We start from the raw sequence: 19,438 nt of genomic DNA on the forward strand, positions 1-19,438 counted from the left end.
TTCGTCAGCATCTGATCTGATTCGTTAGTTTCCACCGACACGTGAAACGTCCCTCATATTCGCCTCGAAAGCAACCATGATCGCTTCTTGTTGGCTTAGTCCAGAGCGTTTCACCTTTTCGATGGCATCAAACATCCGTTTGTAGTCCTTCGGTATAACTTTCACGAACTTCCAAACGTACTCATCCCAGTGCTGAATAACTTGGTGGGCAACGCTGCTATCCGTAAATGTGGCATGATGCTGAATCATCGTTTTCAGTTCGTTCATTTCATACGTTTCTTCCAGCTGCTCTAGGTAAACCATTTCTTTGTTCACCTTACTTGAGAAGTCCCCCTTCTCATCCAGCACATAAGCGATACCGCCTGACATACCTGCTGCGAAGTTGCGTCCCGTAGAACCGAGAACAACAACACGGCCGCCCGTCATGTATTCACAACCATGGTCGCCTACACCTTCGACAACCGCTCGCACGCCGCTGTTTCTAACGCAGAAACGCTCGCCTGCAATACCACGGATGTAAGCATCCCCGTCGGTTGCGCCATAGAACGCGGTATTTCCAATAATCACGTTGTCTTCGGGAACAAAGTGCGATTGACTGGAAGGGAAGATTGCCAGCTTACCACCGGATAATCCTTTACCAACGTAGTCATTTGCATCGCCTTCCAGCGAAAGCGTGATCCCTTTCGGTACGAAAGCACCGAAGCTTTGTCCAGCAGACCCATTAAAGTGGAGGCGGATGGTATCGTGAGGTAAGCCGTCCACGCCGTGACGACGTGTAACTTCACTACCTACAATCGTTCCGACAACACGGTTAACGTTCGTAATTGGCAGGATGGCATGCACATGCTCCTTGCGTTCAATAGCAGGCTCACAAATAGCGAGCAGCTTCGTTACGTCCAATGAGCGATCCAAACCATGATCCTGCGCCATTTGGCAGAAACGGCCCACATCCTCGCCCATCTCTGGTTGGTGCAGAAGCGGCGATAAGTCGACGCCCTTAGCTTTCCAATGCTCGACAGCTTGCTTAGACTCAAGCACATCTGTACGGCCGACCATCTCTTCAATGGTGCGGAAGCCAAGTTCAGCCATCATCTCACGCACATCCTGCGCGATGAAGGTCATGAAATTCACCACATGCTGCGGGTCCCCGGCAAATTTCTTGCGAAGCTCCGGATTTTGCGTAGCAACCCCAACCGGACAGGTATCCAGATGGCACACGCGCATCATCACGCAGCCAATTGTAATGAGCGGAGTTGTAGCGAAGCCGAACTCCTCAGCCCCGAGCAGGGCAGCTACGACAACGTCGCGCCCCGTCATCAGCTTGCCGTCTGTCTCGACGACGATACGGCTGCGCAGGTTGTTGAGCACGAGCGTCTGATGCGTCTCCGCCAGACCGAGCTCCCACGGCAGTCCCGCGTGACGAATACTCGTCTGCGGCGACGCGCCTGTTCCTCCGTCGTAGCCGGAGATCAGGACAACGTCCGCTTTCCCTTTGGCTACGCCGGCAGCGATGGTGCCAACACCGACTTCGGATACCAGCTTCACGCTGATCCGTGCCCGCGGGTTGGCATTCTTGAGATCGTGGATCAGCTCAGCTAGATCCTCGATCGAATAAATATCGTGATGCGGCGGCGGCGAGATTAAGCCTACGCCTGGCGTAACGCCGCGAACCTCGGCCACCCATGGGTACACCTTGGTTCCCGGGAGCTGACCGCCCTCGCCGGGCTTCGCGCCCTGCGCCATCTTGATCTGAATCTCGTCAGCATTGACGAGATAGTGGCTTGTGACGCCGAAGCGGCCGGACGCCACCTGCTTGATTGCGCTGCGGCGAAGGTCGCCGTTCGCATCCGGCGTGAAGCGCTCAGGATGCTCGCCGCCCTCGCCGGTGTTGCTCTTGCCGCCGATGCGATTCATCGCAATCGCAATCGTTTCATGCGCTTCTTTACTGATGGAGCCGTAGGACATGGCTCCGGTCTTGAAGCGCTTGAAGATCGACTCGATCGGCTCCACTTCTTCGATCGGGATCGGTTGTCGGCCTTCCTTGAAGCTCAGAAGCCCGCGCAAAGCCATATATTTCTCATCCTCACGTTTGATGAGCTTCGAGAAATTCTTATACATCGCGTAGTTGTTCGTACGAACGGCTGATTGTAGGGCATGCACCGTTTCTGGTGTGTAGAGATGATCTTCTCCATCTCTGCGCCACTGCAAATCACCACCGGTGTCCAGCACCTTATCGCGTCCCTCTTGCTCAGAGAAAGCGCGGTTGTGGCGGATCAGAGCTTCCTTAGCCACAATATCGATGCCAATCCCGCCAACAGGTGTGTGTGTCCATGTGAAATATGAATCGATGAGCTCTTGGCTAAGTCCAATCGCTTCGAAAATTTGCGCCCCACGATAACTCTGGATCGTGGAGATGCCCATTTTCGCCAGGACTTTAACAACGCCTTTCGTCACTGCTTTAATGTAGTTATACGTCGCTTTTTCAATATCAACGCCAACAAGCTGTTTGCGCGCTATCATGTCGTCTAACGTTTCCAACGCGAGATATGGATTAATGGCCCCTGCGCCATAACCGAGCAGCAAAGCAAAATGGTGCACTTCACGCGGTTCGCCCGACTCTACAAGCAAGCTAACTTTGGTCCGTGTGCCTTGGCGAATCAAATGGTGATGGAGACCCGAAGTCGCAAGCAGCGCCGGAATCGGTGCCTTACGGCTATCCACACCGCGGTCAGAAAGAATGAATAGCGAAGCGCCTTCCACAATGGCTTGATCAGCTGCAGCATAAAGGGCTTGCATAGCACTTTCCAGACCCTCTGTGCCTTCAGCCGCCTCGAATAGCGTAGGCAAGGTAACTGTTTTGAAGCCATCGCGCTTGATATGACGGAGCTTAGCCAGTTCTTCATTGGAGAGGAATGGCGATTTCAAACGTATTTGTCGACAGCTCTCCGGTTCAGGGTTAATCAGGTTGCGCTCAGGACCGATTGTAGTGCCTTGAGCTGTAATAATTTCTTCGAAATTCGCATCGATCGGCGGGTTGGTAACCTGCGCAAACAATTGCTTAAAATAGTTATATAGGAGCTGCGGTCGATCGGAAAGCACGGCAAGCGGTGCATCCGTACCCATTGAACCAATGGGGTCTACACCCGTTTTGGCCATTGGCTCTAGAGTCTTACGCAGTTGTTCGAAGGTATAGCCAAATGCATGCTGACGCTGAAGTACCGTGTCATGGTCGGAACCGAGCACGATTGGCGCATCTTCCAAGTCTTCAAGGGAAACAAGGTGCTCGTTCAGCCAATCACGGTAAGGCTGTTCACCAGCGATGCGGCTTTTGATTTCCTCATCGGTCACGATGCGTCCTTCTATCGTATCAACAAGCAGCATACGACCCGGTCTGAGACGATCTTTGTACAAAATACGCTCGGGCTCAATATCCAAGACACCTACTTCAGAAGCCAGAACAATGAAATCATCGGTAGTTACATAGTAACGCGATGGACGCAAGCCATTACGGTCAAGGATTGCTCCAATTTGACTGCCATCTGTGAAAGCAATCGCTGCTGGACCATCCCACGGCTCCATAAGTGTACTGTGGTACTCGTAGAAAGCCTTCTTCTCATCATCCATCGTTTCGTGTTTGGACCAAGGTTCTGGCACCATCATCATCGCTGCATGCGGCAGCGAACGTCCAGAAAGCATGAGGAATTCTAAGGTATTATCAAACATTTGTGAATCGGAGCCATCGGTATCAATAACAGGAAGAATGCGTTTGAAATCTTCGCCGAATAATTCGGTTTCGCACATAGCCTGACGGGCATGCATCCAGTTCACATTGCCGCGCAGGGTATTAATTTCACCATTATGAATCAAATAGCGGTACGGATGTGCACGTTCCCAGCTCGGGAATGTGTTCGTACTAAAGCGGGAGTGAACGAGTGCGAGTGCGGAGTCTACTTTCTCATCTTGCAATTCAATGTAATAAGCGTCTACTTGCTCAGGCGTTAACATTCCTTTATATACAATCGTTCTGCTAGACAAGCTAGAATAGTAAAATTGCGATTCACTGTGAGATAATTTAATAGCGTTTTCAGACAGCTTACGAATCATATATAGCTTACGCTCAAAATCCAAGTTGCTCGAAACATCTTCACTTTGACCGATAAAGACTTGGCGCACAAACGGCTCTGCTGACTTGGCGGAATCTCCCAAAGAACTGTTGTCCGTTGGAACGGTTCTCCATCCGAGGAATTGCTGCCCTTCTTGTTTGACAATTCGCTCAATTATACTCTCACATGCTTGACGTGCCTCCAAATCCTGAGGTAAATAGACCATACCGACACCATAGCTGCCAGCAGCAGGGAGCTTTATATTCTCCACCACACAAGCGGACTGAAGATACGTATCCGGGATTTGCATCAATAAGCCTGCCCCGTCACCCGTATTCGTTTCACTGCCTTGACCACCGCGATGATCTAAATTACAAAGGACACGAAGCGCCTGCTTGACGATTTCATGTGATTTGACGCCCTTGATATTGGCAACAAAGCCAATACCGCACGCATCATGCTCAAACCCCGGATCGTACAATCCCTGTTTGGGAGGTAATCCAATTTTAGTCATGTTGTGAACCTTTCTTCCCTCGTTTTTGGTTGTACTCTTCGTCCTTGCCCGGACGATGGAGTCGTTTACCCTTGGACGCACGCGTTAAAGCGCTAAAAAGTGATGACACGCGAATGCCTATTCCACCTAAACCAAGCTAATTAATTAGATGAAATATTCTCAATATTTTTTATATTATATTAACACTTGATATCTTATAGTTCAATTCAAAAATAATTAATATGAAAAGGTTTTCATTTTAATAGATTCCAGCGTGAAAATCGCAATGCCTGCACACTCCCTTAACGTATAGTACGTCAATGAAAGCGGACGAATCTGAACCGGCTCGACCGTTGATGTAATCCCCAGACTTCTCGCCATCAGAGATGCCCGATAAGCATGGAAGCCATGCGTTACAATCACCGCTGTCCGATATCCTTTTTCCATCATAATCGCCTGACTGTTCTGTAAATTCTCCATAGTGCTTCGTGACTTCTCCTCTAAAAGGATAGCCCGCTCCGGTACTCCTTTCTCCATTAAATAACGTTTCATCGTTTCAGCTTCAGAGGGTTCACTGCCGCCTATCCCCCCACTGGCAATAATATTCGGAGCTAATCCGCTGCTGTAAGCCTCCACCGCAATATCCAATCGTTCACGTAAAGCCGGACTCGGCTTGCCATCCCATACCGCAGCGCCTAGAATAATGATACAATCACTAGGAGTTCCATGGGAATGTTTCCAAGTATAGTTAACTTTCCAACTCATGAAAGAAAAGTAAAACAGGATGATTAGGAACAAAGCGACGAGTATCCAAAGCCAAGTTTTGAGTTTCTTTTTCATAGGCCCATGATAGCAAACTTTCTATGTTTCATGCTATGATAGCTTATACCGCTGCAATGAACATACATCCAGATTCCACAGCCTAGGAGGAACTCTGTTTTGAGTATACAGCATACTTTTTCAACCGGAACGATCTGGGAGCCTCTTTATCAATGGCAAATGAAGGCCCATCCGATTGAAGTTGAGCTTTTCCGGTCGCAGCCGGTTCGCCGTCTGAAGTTTCTGCATCACTTCGGGGCATCTGCGCTTTTTTCACCGATGACACATTCCCGTTTTGAACATACCGTAGGCGTCTGGTCATTGATGGCTCACTTTTGCCCAGATGATCCTCATCTGCGTATTGCTGCGCTTTTACATGATATTGGACACTTGCCTTTCTCCCATGCGGTTGAGAGAACACTTGGGTACGATCATCATCAGCAGACTGAGCAATTAATTAAGCGCGGCGTCGTTGCTAATATTCTCATCAAGCACGGCATTTCGCCACCGTCGATTGTGGATATTTTGAATCAAGACAGCCCTCTTACGAATAAAACAACGCTGCTCGGGCTCGATCATCTTGATAGCTTTCTAAGAGATACTTATTATGCCGGACAACAAGTACGACCACCCTCTGAGATTGTCAAAGGGCTTCGCTTACGCGGTCATTATGTGGAAGCTGACGAAGATACGGCTGCTGCGCTCGTTCATGCGGTTGTCGAGGACCACCGACTCTTTCTGAACCCACAGTTCCTTGCGATGGATGCTCTGCTGGCTAAGGCCGCTGCTCATCACTGCGAGTCGAATCCCGGCATGAAGGAACGTATCCCTTCCCTTATGGATCACGAATTGATCCAGGAGCTTTTGCAGAGCAATAATGCGACTTCCAGGGAAATCATCCATGTACTGATGTACGAGCCCCAACGGATTCAAATCACTGGGGAGCCTGTTCCAGGCAGTATTGAAGTCAAAATTCGAAAACCATACAAGAAACAACCACTGATCGGCGATAAGCTCGCTTCAGAAGCAAGCTTTCAATCTGCTGTCAAACTGGCAGAGCTCGATAGCATGACAGCCACTTACTTTTTCACCATATAATACTTACATTTATTACATCCGCAGAGGGGAATGGCCCAGTTTGGCAAAATTGTATTTCCGTTATGGCACAATGAACAGTGGTAAATCAATCGAAGTTTTACGAGTCGCTCACAATTATGAAGAACAAGGAAAAAAAGTACTGCTCCTCACGTCCGTCGTAGATGATCGTTTTGGGGTTGGCAAAGTTGTCTCCAGAATCGGCATGCAAAAGGTCGCTACCGTGGTGGACAAGGACTTGGATATGATTGCACTCGCGAGCACAGAACGCCCAAACTGCATTTTGGTTGACGAAGCGCAGTTTTTGAATAAAGAGCAGGTTGCTCAATTAATTGAAATTGTGGACGAAATGGATATTCCCGTTATTGCTTATGGGCTCAGGGCTGATTTCATGGGGCAATTATTCGAAGGAAGCGATGCCTTATTAGCTGTTGCTGACACGATTGAGGAGATCAAAACCGTCTGCTGGTATTGCGACAAAAAAGCGATTATGAATATGCGCTGCAAAGACGGGGAGCCGATCTTCCACGGCGAACAGATTCAAATTGGCGGTAATGAAAGCTATGTACCTGTGTGTCGTAAATGTTATGCATCTAAGCGGAAGTCTTCACAAATTTAAAGGCTATACCTGCCTATAGGTCACAAAGATATGGTTTTATTAAGAAAGGTGAGTTCCTTGCGAAAAAAACGGATTTTGCTCTTATCCGAGGGCTTCGGGAAAGGTCATACGCAAGCGGCTCATGCGCTTTCAGTGGAGCTAAGACAAAGCTCATCTGAAATTATCACACGTGTGATCGAGCTTGGCGCTTTTTTGCATCCTACCTTGGCACCTTGGATCTTTTCGGCATACCGCCGCACGGTTACATCACAACCCAAACTCTATGGTATGCTTTACCGTAATCAATATGAAAAGTCGCCTAACCGCGTTGCAGCGCTTTTTCTGCATCGTATTTTCTACTCCCAAACGAAGGCAATCATCAAGCAGCTAAAACCAGATATCATCGTTTGCACACATCCTTTTCCGAGCATCATTGTCTCTCGTCTGAAAAGAGCTGGACTTGCTGTTCCACTCTTCACCGTCATCACCGATTATGACATACATGGCACGTGGATTGATCCAGCAGTGGACAAATATTTGGTTTCGACACCATTGGTGAGAGAACGCTTGATAGGCCGCGGCGTGCCGGAAACGCATGTCGAAGTCACGGGGATTCCTGTGCATCCTAATTTCCGGTTGGAACATAGCAAAGAGCAGATTCGCCAAGAATTTGGTCTAAAAGCAATGCCCACTGTTATGGTCATGGGCGGCGGTTGGGGAGTATTTAAAAAGGAAGAAAAGGAAGAACTGCTGACGTACTTGGCAAGTTGGAGCAAGGATATCCAGCTTCTAATCTGCCTGGGGACGAATGAAAAAGCACGTCAACAACTACTCGAGGAAGACGTGTTCCGGCAGCCTAACGTACATTTAATCGGTTATACAAGCGAGATTAACAAGCTGATGGACATCTCCGATCTGCTCATTACGAAGCCGGGCGGAATGACTTGTACAGAAGCGATGGCCAAAGGCATTCCAATGCTGTTCTACAGCCCAATTCCAGGTCAAGAAGAGAAGAACTGCGACTATTTTCAAGAACAGGGTTATGGCCAGAAAATTATTTCGTTAGAGATGATAGACCACTGGTTCAAATTACTGCTTGAACAGTATCCCGAGCTTGTGAAACGTAGAACAGACATCCGCAACCATCAAAAATATACGGCACAAGACTGCTCCACAGCCATCATGCAATACTTAAAGTTATCGGAGAAGCGCCCCTATATGCAGGCATCAACAACAACACCGCTCATACAATGGTATTAACCATGTATAGGGCGGTGTTTTATTATGGATCCCCTTCACCGATTCGGCAAGCAGTTCATCTTCGCTTATTTGCTTATCTGGTTCGTCGGCAGCCTCTGGATGATGGCTGTGCTGGGCAGCGGCTCAGTTCAGGGGAAACTCCTCGGTGTCGACGTATATTTGTATCACGAGTATGCGTGCTTTGGATTTGCGGGAGCTTTAGGCGGAGCGCTGTATGGACTGCGCATGTTTCATGAGCATTACCACGACCTCACCACACAGTGGGTGTACTGGTACCTGATGCGCCCGATACTATGCTTCGGATCAGCAATTATTACCATCGTCTTATTCCAGAGCGGCATTCTGCTGCTGCAAGTTGGGGACTCGATGGCCGCTCGTATCAGTGTGGCGTTTCTTACCGGATATGGGTATGGGAAATTCATGGAGAAGATTCGTGCATTGACGAATACGTTTTTTAATGGAAACGGGAATGGGAACAATACCGGAAACGGTAGTAATGGCGGTGATCAGCCGAAGGCTTAATAAGATGGTGCAAAAAGGCATGTTGCCGCCGCAGCATGTCTTTTTTTTGTTCAAAATAACCATTAGAGCTGATTCCAGCCAAATATATAATGAATTGGATTGGGTTATTTGGAGATTATAATTTTGTCACCTACTTGTAAAAAGGAGAACACTATGAGAATATTCCTGATTTTGTGTATTTGTCTATTTTTGATGCAACCTACTGCTAGTGCAACCCCTAAGAAAGATCGAGCTTATTATGAGACACGCGGAGAAATCGTTTGGGAAGTAAATACCGATGAAAAAGTCATTGCTCTAACGTTCGACGATGGTCCTCACCCTGAGTACACAGCTCAGATCCTGGAACTGCTAAAACAGTACGAAGCTAAGGCCACCTTTTTCGTTGTTGGTAATAAAGTAAAGCTTTATCCTGACGTTCTAAATCAAACCATACGCGAGGGCCATGAGATAGCTAATCATACATATAGCCACGCCTATTTAAGCAAAAAAAACAACATCAAAAAAGAAATTAATCAAACAGAGGAACTTATCTATGACACAACAGGAAAGCGGTGCCTATTGTTTCGCCCACCTGGTGGGTTTTATAACGAAAGGCTTGTAGCTACTGTCCGAGCAGAAGGGTATAAGATGATTATGTGGAGTTGGCAATTGGATACAAAGGATTGGAGTACACCAGGGGTCAACAAAATTGTAAATAGCGTATTAAAGAATGCGAAAAACGGAAATATTGTGTTATTTCATGACTATATTGAAGGTCCTACACAGACCATAGCAGCCTTGAAGATCATTTTGCCGGAATTAAAAAGCAGGGGATATCAGCTAGTTACCGTTTCTCAACTTCTAAACTATAACAAGGCTCTCCCGGCAAAAATTAATTAGACATTGAAAGGTCCTAACTAAATAGAGATTTGAAATGGAGTGCTTTTCGATGGCAATTTTTAAGCTGCGTTATTGTTTGATACTTTGTGCGCTGCCTGTTTTGTTCGGATTCACAGCATCCGCTGGCGACTCCGTCATGACCGAGATTATGAACGAAGCTCCCAAAAAGCGAATCTTACCTATTTCCGCCAGGATAGATCGTGTTGAGGGTGCTATCCCGGGTTACAATGGTCTGGAAGTCGATATTCAAAAGACATACGAAATGAACAAGAACAACCTTGGCAGCAGATCTATTCATTATGTTTATAAGGAAATACCAGCGGAGATTAATCTTAACCAGTTGGGAGCAGCCCCCATTTATCGCGGCAATCCTCAAAAACCGATGGTTTCTTTCATGATCAATGTTGCATGGGGAAATGAATATCTCCCTGTTATTCTCGATACACTGGACAAGCATCATGTGAAAACAACTTTCTTTCTTGACGGTTCTTGGCTAAAAAAAAATGTGACCACGGCCAAACAAATCCTGAACCGCGGTCATGAATTATCCAATCATGCTTATTCTCATAAAAACATGAGCCAATTAAGCAATAGCCAAGCTTACCAAGAAATCTCGAAAACCGAGAAACTGCTCATTCGAGAACTACAAGTAAAAAACCGATGGTTTGCTCCCCCGTCGGGTGATTTCGATAAAGAGACTGTAGAAGTTGCTCAAAGTATGAAGCTGAATACGGTGTTGTGGACTTTAGATACGGTTGATTGGAGAAACCCAAGCCCGCAATCCATTATTCATAAAATAAGCACAAAAGTGGACAAAGGTTTCTTAATACTCATGCATCCTACTCGATCAGCAAGTAAAGCCTTGGATGGCATGATTACTGCTGTAAAGAATAAAGGATTGCATGTAGGGACTGTAAGCGACGTATTGTCTACAAATCGGGTTCCAGTTGGTGAACAATACTTTGGGACCGAATGACGTGGAAGGTTTGGGGGAATTACAGAACGCGCTTAGCTTGGACAAAGCGCTCTTTCCAAGAGCCATTCAATTCAGATATCGTGACTCCAATGCCCGGGCGGAAGGTATGCAGCATAAGGCCGTTACCTAAGTACACCGCAACATGTCCGATACGTTCGATGCCGCTTTTATTTTTTCTTTTGGGCGTGGTGAAAAACACGAGATCACCTTCACGTAGTTGATCAATAGACACCTCTGTACCAAGCCGACTCTGCTGCCTTGAATCTCGCGGCAGCGACACCCCTTGACTGATAAAGATGTATCTCAAGAAGGAAGAACAGTCGAAAGAGTCGGTTTGGTCCGACTTCGCCCCGAATACGTAGGGGGTTCCAAGGAAGCCAAATCCTTTCACAATGAGATGGTCGGCTTTGCGTTTCCAACTTGGCTCCTTTTGATCCGAATGAGCGAGCTGTTCAAAATGCGCGACGACTTTAGCAGTTTCGGCAGCGGATATTTTTACATTCTTCGCATTTGGGACTGGATCATCTCCATCTTGACTCTGATCTTGTGTGAGAGCGCTCTCATTCTCCTTCACGGAAGGCTCGCTGCTATCAGGAGTTGTCGTTGGTTTCACTGAAGGTTCTTTATCGGTAGCGGCATCCTGTCCTGATAACTGAATAGGAGCAGCTGCTACCCATTTATTGGCGTGAGATTTCGAGAATGCAGCTGATAATTCCATGTTTTCAGGATTTTTCATGGTAAAACCGATTAGTACCAGAAAAGCAATGACTAGAGCGGCTATCGCATATTTTTTGGCAAGCATGTGTGGCCTCCTCTAGCTAAGCAAGTTTACCTATACCATTCTACGGCAGATGACAAGGTCAGGGGGTATAGTGGATGGGATTTCATGGGTGATTAACAGCAAAGAAGCCTTTCCGTCAGCAGTGCTCTGCTTCCAGAAAGGCTTCTTCGTCATTTCAGTGCATCAAACGTATGCACCTTGTTCCAACTGACACCACCGCTAGCCGTGGTGTACATCACGCTAGGCTGCTCATTGTCATTCGTGATGAGCCAGCCTTGATTTATGTCTGCCATAGCCAACAGCAGCTCACCATAGCCTGTGAACGACTCCTTGCCGTTCACCCATGTCTTGCCGCCGTCCTTGGTCCACCCAACGGAGTTCGGCTTGTCGCAGCTCGGGCACTGCCCGCCCATATAAGCTACGTCTGGGCTCACGACGTAAAGAGGTCCGGGCTTGCTGCCCGTGTTCTTCGGACCCGTGTTCTCACCCGCAGGGAAACCAGGGGCTGGTCCACCACCGGCGGTGCTGTTCGCCAGAACCGTCAGCCAGTTTTTCCCGCCGTCTTTCGTGTGAAACAACGAATACGAGGTTTGGGTCATCCCCGATTCCCCAATTAGCTCAACCCACGCATCGTTTACACCCGCAGAACGAATAACGACACCGGTTAGTGAGGCTGCTGTTTTACGCGACATAACATTAGTCCATGTCTTGCCGCCATCCTGTGTTCGCTGGACTTCAATAGTATCCTTGACTTGTCTAACCGCCCATCCATTATTTTTATCATGGAAATAGGCGTCCCCCTTCGTCCCCTCAGGTACTGGCAAAGAAGTCCACTTCACGCCTCCATCCACAGTGTGTGCATTCCCGCTAAATGCTTCCGTCTTCGTTACAAAATGAAGGAATGCCTGATTCGCTACTTTACCAACGGATGTCCAGTGCTGGCCTCCATCCTTCGTATTTAACAGTTTACCTTCATCCGAGGCAACTGCCCAAGCATCTTGATTATTCAGTGCAAACAACTGCTTAATGTCGCCTGTCCCCTCGTATTGAACCTTCCATTTTACACCGCCATCATCTGTCCGTGCGATCCAACCTTTGCCGCCGATCCAGCCGGATTTGGCATCAGCCAGCCTTACTGCTGTTACCCCGTTCATCGATACCTTCGATGGTGTTTCATTACCTTTATTGGGAACAGCTGTCGAACCTGGAGCTGGCGTCTCAGCCGCAGCTGTCGGTTGTGGCGTGATCGTTGCACTAGGTGTCGGTGAATTTGAAGCATTCACTGTTCCGCTTGTTGTTCCGGATGATTCACACCCTGTAAGTGCGAATACCGTTATTGCCAAAAGCGTAAATGTTTTTCTCAACATGATGATAACTCCCTTCACTTCTAATCGTTCATCGATCTACCTTATAGACGTAACTTTCCTCAGAAAAGTTGAGCCCGTAGACACATAGCTTTTTGGCAGATTTAGTATGTCCCATAGCGTATTGTGCTTATGATGGGAGCAAGAATTACCGAAATCACCTTTTTAGCAAAATAATAAATTAGGCATGACTCATCCCATTGACGAATACAATCGAATCAAGGAGGGGGACATTGTTACGGAAAGGAAGAGGATCGGTTGAAATTCATCTGGGGTAAAAAAGAACTCACCTTAATGATCATTCCGGGCGCCAACCACCGAACCGTAAGATTCAAGCTTCCGCACAGCAGTCTGTATATTGTGCCGAGCTTGATCCTGCTCGTGTTGATTGGATTTTTTGTCACGATTTACTTAATGAATATCTACTCCCATCAAACGAGAACCAGCATGCAGCAAACGTTCGATGGACAAGAGCGCCAACTGGTTAATCAAATTACACTTAAAAATAGCGAACTGGAACAGCTTCAAACCAATTTGATTGACTTATCCCAGCAAGCGAATGAATTTAAGGTGAAGTTAGAAGAAATTAAGAAACTTGATCATGTCATTCAGTTAATGAGCCAGACAGAAGGAACAAACCGGACAAGCAAAAAGATTTCTATGGAGAGTACAGAGACTCCGAGTGGAGTACGCTCTGACATCGGTGGCAGCGAGGTCCCTGTTACTTCGCAAGAAGTATCTTCTTTGGTCAGCAGCACCAAACAAGGACTTTTTTCGTTAGTTGGGGATATTAACGCCCTACTTGTGAATTTGAGCGAATCCGAAGCCAGGCTGGCAGAAGCCGAGCGTCTACGCAGCATTACACCGACACTTTGGCCAACGATGACCCACCTTATTACATCAGGTTTCGGCATACGAAGAGATCCTTTTACGCTTAAACCGACCATGCATGCCGGGCTTGACCTCGATGGCGAGATGAATGACCCCGTATATGCCACTGCTGCAGGTAAAGTCGTAGAAGCCAGCTTTGACAACGAACATGGGAATCATATTATTATCGATCATTCCCGAGGGATACAAACGGAGTACATGCATCTGAATAAAATCCTCGTCAAACGCGGAGAATCAGTAACGAAAGGTCAGAAGATCGGCCTACTCGGCTCCACAGGACGAAGCACGGGCTCCCATCTGCATTATGAAGTTCATAAGAACGGCGTCCAGATTGACCCCTCCCCTTATCTCATTACCAATAGAAAGGATGAACCCTAATGCTTGGAAGCTCAAAGACGAAGCGAATTGATGCGAAAACAACCGACACTTTGATCGGGGGCAGTACCATTTGTGAGGGTAAAATCATGTCCGAAGCCAGCCTTCGCATCGAAGGTCAGATGAATGGCGACATTGAGTGCGCAGGCGACATCACGATTGGTGAGAACGCTGTTGTGCAGTCCAACATCCAAGCACGCGATGTCATCGTTGCCGGCAAAGTGAAAGGCAATATTCACACCAAAGGCAAGCTCATCGTGACTAGCTCAGGCGTGCTTGTTGGCAATATCGATGTACGCTCCTTCATTATTCAGGAGGGCGGCATTTTTCAAGGAAGCAGTGCGATGAATCTTGCAGCTGTGAATGAAAAAGGCAGCGGAAGCGGAAAAGTCATCGATGCTAAAGCACATAAACAGCAGAAGAGTGAGCAGCAGGCTGCTTCTGGCGGGAATTAAAAAAAGGGGAGCCGCGTGTAGTGCGGTTCCCCTTTTTTTGTAAGTTCACGAATGGATTATTGCTGCACGCAATCCAGTTTCCTAGTTCAGTTCGAACTTTCCCTCAACGTTCGATTGCGTACAAATTGCGCGAGTAAACGGGCCCCGTAACCGGTCGCGCCTGCCGAATGCCAACCTTGAGCAGATGATACATCCTTTAAAGACGCCATATCGATATGGGCCCAACGCAGAGATGGCTGGACGAACTTACGCAAAAATAAAGCTGCCGTCGTAGCCCCTGCTTCTCCTACCCTGCTGATGTTGCATATATCCGCATAATCACTGTGCAGGTAAGCCTCATATTCATCGACAAGAGGAAGCTGCCACACTTTTTCGCTCACTTGCTTCCCTGCTTGCACGATCTCCGCTACAATCGTGTCCTCCCCCCAGATTCCAGCATACTTGGAACCTAGAGCGGCTCCGCAAGAATAGGTCAAGGTCGCAATATCAACGGCTTCCACTGCCCCAAGGCGCTGGGCATGAATCAAGGCGTCGGCTAGCACCAATCGGCCCTCGGAATCGGTATTGCCTACCTGAACCGATACGCCGTTCGGGTATTGCAGCAGCTCGCCAGGCAGCAATGCCTCCCCGTCTGGCATATTTTCGGCAGCAGCAATCAGCACAACGACGTTCGCCTTCACGTCCCCAGCAGCAAGAATATCAAGAGCGCCTATCACGGCTGCCGCCCCAGCCATATCCATTCGCATATCGCTGATATCGAAGTCCTTCTTCAGACTGATCCCGCCTGTATCAAAAGTAATGCCTTTGCCAATTAAGGCCGTAAGCGGCAATGTCTCATTCGTACAATAGCGCAGCTCCAGAAGCGCAGGAGGATACTTGCTTCCTTTGCCCACGGCGATCAAGCCGACCATACCTTGCTGCTCCAGACTCTCCCCTTCATAAACGACAGCCTCAACCTTGGATAGGGCAAAATGTTCTATCGTCTTCTCGATGAGGGTTTTCGGACGCAGCATGTTGGGGGGCTCATTCGCGAGATTACGGGCTAGAATCGCCCCCTCTGCATAGAGGCATCCCCATCGCACCGCTTCGTTCAACACTTCGAATTTTGCTTCAGTAAGAAACTGCAAGCTTACTTCCGAATGCTTGGTCTGTTTCGTCCGATATACCTCGAACGCATAGGTGCCAAGCTTCCAGCCCTCCACCCAAGCGGTTACTGCTTCCGCTTCGCTAATGACAAGCGAATGCTCACAGCGCTTCAACAGCTCGCCCAAGTTTATGTCTACTCGCTCTTTCTTGTGCTTATGAATCGCACGACCTGCATTCCCCGCTGCCTCGCGGATTCTTTCCGTATCCAGGCGCGAGGCCTCTCCACAACCAACCAGCAGCGCGTCACGTTCTCCAATACGACCATGAAGCCAAGTCAGCGCTCCCCGTTCTCCCATATGCGGCAGTAGTGAATAGGCTTGCAGCCATGAAGGAAGACGTGTCGCTCCCATCTCTTCGATGTCGTCCGAGCAGATGGGAACAATGAGAGTCTGGGCCGCATTTTCTCCACCAAACGTAAAGCTCATCTTAAGACACTTCCATCTTCTAGCCGCTGCCATGTATCAAAGGAATGTCTTCCTTCTTGCAGACGTATGACGCGAGCGCCTCGAGGTAAGTCTCCGTATGTGCTGCAGCCTGTCACTCTGCCAAAACATAACCGAATATCATGCAGCGTACCACAGTAATCATTGTCATGATCATGTCCGACAAAGGTTCCCATCACATCGCCCATTTCCACCATGGCAGCAAACAACCCGCTGTTGAGTTTGGGACAACATACCTCTTCGTGCTTGGTACCGCTCACTTTCCCCAGTTTCCATACATCGTCGTATTCAGGAAGCGGGATATGGAAAAACGCGAGCCCAGGCAATATAGCCCCGCTCCGTTCGCGGAGAGCAAGCGACTGCTGCTTATACCAATGCACCTGATCTGAGCCAATCCAAGCGTAACCGCCCACTGATTCTGGTGCCATCACGCCGGAATCGAGAAAATAAAGAACAGCAGCCGGATTCCCGGATTGCACGCTTTGGATCGTATGCATGTAATTGCCAACACCGCTGAGATCGAATGGTCCTGCTTGCGAGTAGCAAGTCTTATGCTCCAGTGCGATCGCCATCAGTTCCTCACGTGTCACATCCGCCTCTGCATCGTGATTACCGAATACGTGCGTCCAGGGTATGCCTGACTCAACTGCGGGAGCAATAGCTCTGCGAAAGGATGCTGAAGAGTCAGATACGCCATAGCTTGAAATCAGATCGCCCGTATACACGATGAGATCCGGCTTCTCCGCCGCTAGCACCGCACTGACTAAAGCGAGCGTCCTCAAATCCTCTTCATTGTCCTTGTCGCCTCCTATATGCAAGTCCGTGAGCTGTACAATAGTAAATGTCCCGTCCTCCCGGAACCTCAGATCGTCCGCCATTCATCCATGCCCCTTTCTAATCGCAGCTAAAAATATTGTGTAAGTTACTAAGAATGAATCTACAAACTCGATAGAATGATGTTGTATTCGCAACAGATGCACACGAAATGTTATACAAACGAGACTTTCGTGATGGCTGAAGGGCTACAGTGGTTACCAATGTTGTATTTTCTACAACATTGGTGCCACGATGCCTCATCTACCCTCGTAAAACTGCTGAACGACTCTAAAATCGGATTTTGGAGTTATGACTAGCATCATTCATAGCTAATCAAGCTGAATATAGGATAAGCATCGAATATCTCTTTTCCAAACTATTCAGCGACTAGTCGTTATACCACCTCAGAATGGTCAGATCCCTGTTCTTTATTTTGCCTAATAAAAGCTTCCAGCCCTTCCCGATCCGGGGTACCGGTGCTGCCGCCATAAGCTCCGACGGACATGGCTCCACAAACGTTGCCATATAACAGGCAAGTCTCGACATTTAACCCTGTTAAGAACCCATACATGTAACCGGCATTAAATGAATCTCCTGCTCCTGTCGTATCTAAGGCTTTGACGGAGAATCCGGGGCAAGACGTTTGCAAACCGTCTTTCATCGCTACGGCTCCTTGAGGTCCGAGCTTGATTACAACATGCTTACAGAAGCCCGACATATAACTTAAGCTGTCATCTATGTGTTCGAAGCCCGTATAGTGGTGCGCCTCGGTTTCGTTCATCAGAAAGACATCTACATAACGCATCAATTCAAACACCCCGGAATACCATTCTCCGGTATCATCCCAACCTACATCGCAAGATAGTGTGACTCCCATACCTTTCAACTTCTTCGCCATTGCGACGAATTCGTCATGGTTGCGTCGCCCTCTATAACCGGTCACGTGGACATGTCTGCCTAACGCTACTTGAGCTAAATCCAGGTCGCTTACTTGCATCTCAGCGTTTGATCCTGCATAGGTAATGAAAGAACGATCCTGCTCCGGATTAATCGCTATCGTTATGCCTGTACGACTCGTTTGGCTAGTCAGGATCAGACTGGTATCGATACCATATTGTCCAAACTGTTCCCGGATATAATGGCCGTAGCCATCATCTCCAAGAACACCGTTAAAGGCTACATGCAGCCCTAGCTTGGCTAACGAGATCGTGAATAGAGCCGCACCTCCGCCTACATGCATCAACATATCTTCAACAAAAATTTCTTGTCCAGGCAGAGGAATCTGATTACAGCCCACCACTACTAAATCAATATTGGCATCGCCGATGACAACCGCATCAAATTTGTTCATTCCGCACTTCCTCTCCCGCTCCGTTCTCTGTCCTATCTCTCAGTTTGATAGGCCCTGCAGCTGTCGCGCACGACAAGTTTATGTCCCAAGATCAAATCTTCCCTCGGACTGAATGTAGGATCTGAAATTAATTCAATCAGCGTATCCACCGTAATTTTCCCCATGTCCTGAATTGGCTGCTCCATGGAGGACAAGCGTGGACGAACGAGCTCCGTCAGTTGGCTTCCATCAAAGCCGATGATGGATATATCGTCCGGAACTTTTAGCTGATGGTCATGAATGCAGTTCATAGCTCCAACCGCCATATCATCACTTACTGCAAATAAAGCGGTAGGACGAGGCTCACAGGCAAGCAGTTCCTTCATCAGATTGTATCCGCTTTGCGTCTTATAGTCGCCGAACCGGATATAGTCATTCACAATCCTGACTCGCTGATCTTTGAGTGCATTGCGATAGCCTACATAACGGTTCTGTCCTGAGGTGATGTCTCTCATATCCCCACCAATAAAGGCAATTCGCTCATGTCCGAGCTCAATTAAATAACGGGTCGCATCATAAGCCGCCTCGTAGTCATCGATAATGACAGAAACGAACTTATGATCTAAAGGTCTTACACTTGAAAAGATGACTGGGATATCCAGTTTATTAATAAAACTGCGAATGTCATCGCTTAATTTCTCATGCATAATAATAATGCCGTCTACACGCATCTCTTTAAACACATTCAAGTATTTCAGCTCTTTATCCGTATCCTCGATTATGTTGCAGACAAGTAGGTTGTAATCATTCAAGCTCGCCGTTTCCTCGATACTGCTCAAAATAGTGGAATAGAAGCTGGATGTCAGATCGGGAACAATGACGCCAATCAGGTTCGTTTTCTTCCGTACCAAACTCCTCGCGATGTGGCTTGGCGCATAACCAAGCTCGTCAATCACGCGTTTCACTTTGGCCTTCAGATCGTCCTTCACGTATTTTTCTCCGTTTAACACTCTGGAAACTGTGGTTACGGATACTCCCGCTTTCTTGGCTACATCTTTAATTTTGGGCGCCATGATTATCATCCTTCCTTAC

16 protein-coding genes are annotated in these 19,438 nt (G+C 47.9%); 8 read left to right on the forward strand and 8 right to left on the reverse strand.

All coding sequences use genetic code 11. The features are described from left to right. Positions 1–24: 24 nt before the first annotated feature. Both gltB and GC098_RS32715 read right to left on the reverse strand, forming a co-directional pair. The gene (gene gltB / locus GC098_RS32710; protein WP_171648070.1) at positions 25–4,617 is read right to left on the reverse strand and encodes a glutamate synthase large subunit; all 4,593 of its coding nucleotides are present in this window, start codon (positions 4,615–4,617) and stop codon (positions 25–27) included. Between the two features lie 216 nt (positions 4,618–4,833). Then, on the reverse strand, positions 4,834–5,436 hold the full coding sequence (locus tag GC098_RS32715) for a YdcF family protein (protein WP_171648072.1): 603 nt from the start codon (positions 5,434–5,436) through the stop codon (positions 4,834–4,836). Positions 5,437–5,535: 99 nt separating this feature from the next. On the opposite strand from GC098_RS32715, the gene GC098_RS32720 reads away from it, so the two are divergent. The 6 genes from GC098_RS32720 (at position 5,536) to GC098_RS32745 (ending at position 10,745) form a co-directional block, all read left to right on the forward strand. Then, entirely contained in the window at positions 5,536–6,513 is a 978-nt protein-coding gene (locus GC098_RS32720) for an HD domain-containing protein (RefSeq protein ID WP_171648074.1), read from the forward strand. Between the two features lie 40 nt (positions 6,514–6,553). Then, positions 6,554–7,129 carry a thymidine kinase gene (locus GC098_RS32725; RefSeq protein ID WP_171648076.1) on the forward strand — a complete coding sequence of 192 codons (576 nt, stop codon included), beginning with the start codon at positions 6,554–6,556 and terminating at the stop codon, positions 7,127–7,129. 57 nt (positions 7,130–7,186) lie between these two features. Then, positions 7,187–8,368 (forward strand): MGDG synthase family glycosyltransferase, encoded by a 1,182-nt coding sequence (locus tag GC098_RS32730; RefSeq protein WP_171648078.1) that lies wholly within the window; start codon positions 7,187–7,189, stop codon positions 8,366–8,368. Between the two features lie 24 nt (positions 8,369–8,392). After that, positions 8,393–8,890 (forward strand): hypothetical protein, encoded by a 498-nt coding sequence (locus GC098_RS32735; RefSeq protein WP_171648080.1) that lies wholly within the window; start codon positions 8,393–8,395, stop codon positions 8,888–8,890. A 153-nt stretch (positions 8,891–9,043) separates the two neighbouring features. Next, positions 9,044–9,769, forward strand: a complete 726-nt coding sequence (locus GC098_RS32740; protein ID WP_246359105.1) for a polysaccharide deacetylase family protein — start codon at positions 9,044–9,046, stop codon at positions 9,767–9,769. Between the two features lie 49 nt (positions 9,770–9,818). Next, positions 9,819–10,745 (forward strand): polysaccharide deacetylase family protein, encoded by a 927-nt coding sequence (locus GC098_RS32745; RefSeq protein WP_246359106.1) that lies wholly within the window; start codon positions 9,819–9,821, stop codon positions 10,743–10,745. 19 nt (positions 10,746–10,764) lie between these two features. Here the strand turns inward: GC098_RS32745 and GC098_RS32750 are convergent, their stop codons facing one another. Then, positions 10,765–11,547, reverse strand: coding sequence for a C40 family peptidase (locus GC098_RS32750; protein ID WP_171648084.1), 783 nt, complete (start codon positions 11,545–11,547; stop codon positions 10,765–10,767). A 149-nt stretch (positions 11,548–11,696) separates the two neighbouring features. Next, positions 11,697–12,893, reverse strand: a complete 1,197-nt coding sequence (locus GC098_RS32755; RefSeq protein WP_171648086.1) for a beta propeller repeat protein — start codon at positions 12,891–12,893, stop codon at positions 11,697–11,699. A gap of 255 nt (positions 12,894–13,148) precedes the next feature. Here GC098_RS32755 and GC098_RS32760 point away from each other — a divergent pair, with 255 nt between their 5' ends. Then, positions 13,149–14,159: a M23 family metallopeptidase gene (locus GC098_RS32760; RefSeq protein WP_246359107.1), complete on the forward strand. Its 1,011-nt coding sequence runs from the start codon at positions 13,149–13,151 to the stop codon at positions 14,157–14,159. Continuing rightward, complete coding sequence (locus GC098_RS32765; RefSeq protein ID WP_171648088.1) at positions 14,159–14,611, forward strand: bactofilin family protein; 453 nt, start codon at positions 14,159–14,161, stop codon at positions 14,609–14,611. The genes GC098_RS32760 and GC098_RS32765 overlap by 1 nt, the downstream gene beginning before the upstream one ends. A gap of 86 nt (positions 14,612–14,697) precedes the next feature. Here GC098_RS32765 and GC098_RS32770 read toward each other — a convergent pair whose 3' ends face one another. From GC098_RS32770 to GC098_RS32785, 4 genes are all read right to left on the reverse strand, one after another. Further along, entirely contained in the window at positions 14,698–16,182 is a 1,485-nt protein-coding gene (locus tag GC098_RS32770; protein WP_171648090.1) for a leucyl aminopeptidase family protein, read from the reverse strand. After that, a complete protein-coding gene (locus tag GC098_RS32775) occupies positions 16,179–17,078 on the reverse strand; it encodes a metallophosphoesterase family protein (RefSeq protein ID WP_171648092.1) in 900 nt (299 codons plus the stop codon). Before GC098_RS32775 ends, GC098_RS32770 begins: the two co-directional genes overlap by 4 nt. A gap of 332 nt (positions 17,079–17,410) precedes the next feature. After that, positions 17,411–18,367 (reverse strand): carbohydrate kinase family protein, encoded by a 957-nt coding sequence (locus GC098_RS32780; RefSeq protein WP_171648094.1) that lies wholly within the window; start codon positions 18,365–18,367, stop codon positions 17,411–17,413. 32 nt (positions 18,368–18,399) lie between these two features. After that, complete coding sequence (locus GC098_RS32785; RefSeq protein ID WP_171648096.1) at positions 18,400–19,419, reverse strand: LacI family DNA-binding transcriptional regulator; 1,020 nt, start codon at positions 19,417–19,419, stop codon at positions 18,400–18,402. Between the last annotated feature and the right edge of the window lie 19 nt (positions 19,420–19,438).

The organism is Paenibacillus phytorum, assembly GCF_013141715.1.
Classification (GTDB): domain Bacteria; phylum Bacillota; class Bacilli; order Paenibacillales; family NBRC-103111; genus Paenibacillus_E; species Paenibacillus_E phytorum.

Coding starts and splice junctions, on each gene's coding strand:
- gltB (WP_171648070.1), bottom strand. CDS start 4,617: ATGACTAAAATTGGATTACCTCCCAAACAGGGATTGTACGATCCGGGG.
- GC098_RS32715 (WP_171648072.1), bottom strand. CDS start 5,436: ATGAAAAAGAAACTCAAAACTTGGCTTTGGATACTCGTCGCTTTGTTC.
- GC098_RS32735 (WP_171648080.1), top strand. CDS start 8,393: ATGGATCCCCTTCACCGATTCGGCAAGCAGTTCATCTTCGCTTATTTG.
- GC098_RS32740 (WP_246359105.1), top strand. CDS start 9,044: ATGAGAATATTCCTGATTTTGTGTATTTGTCTATTTTTGATGCAACCT.
- GC098_RS32745 (WP_246359106.1), top strand. CDS start 9,819: ATGGCAATTTTTAAGCTGCGTTATTGTTTGATACTTTGTGCGCTGCCT.
- GC098_RS32750 (WP_171648084.1), bottom strand. CDS start 11,547: ATGCTTGCCAAAAAATATGCGATAGCCGCTCTAGTCATTGCTTTTCTG.
- GC098_RS32755 (WP_171648086.1), bottom strand. CDS start 12,893: ATGTTGAGAAAAACATTTACGCTTTTGGCAATAACGGTATTCGCACTT.
- GC098_RS32765 (WP_171648088.1), top strand. CDS start 14,159: ATGCTTGGAAGCTCAAAGACGAAGCGAATTGATGCGAAAACAACCGAC.
- GC098_RS32770 (WP_171648090.1), bottom strand. CDS start 16,182: ATGAGCTTTACGTTTGGTGGAGAAAATGCGGCCCAGACTCTCATTGTT.
- GC098_RS32775 (WP_171648092.1), bottom strand. CDS start 17,078: ATGGCGGACGATCTGAGGTTCCGGGAGGACGGGACATTTACTATTGTA.
- GC098_RS32780 (WP_171648094.1), bottom strand. CDS start 18,367: ATGAACAAATTTGATGCGGTTGTCATCGGCGATGCCAATATTGATTTA.
- GC098_RS32785 (WP_171648096.1), bottom strand. CDS start 19,419: ATGGCGCCCAAAATTAAAGATGTAGCCAAGAAAGCGGGAGTATCCGTA.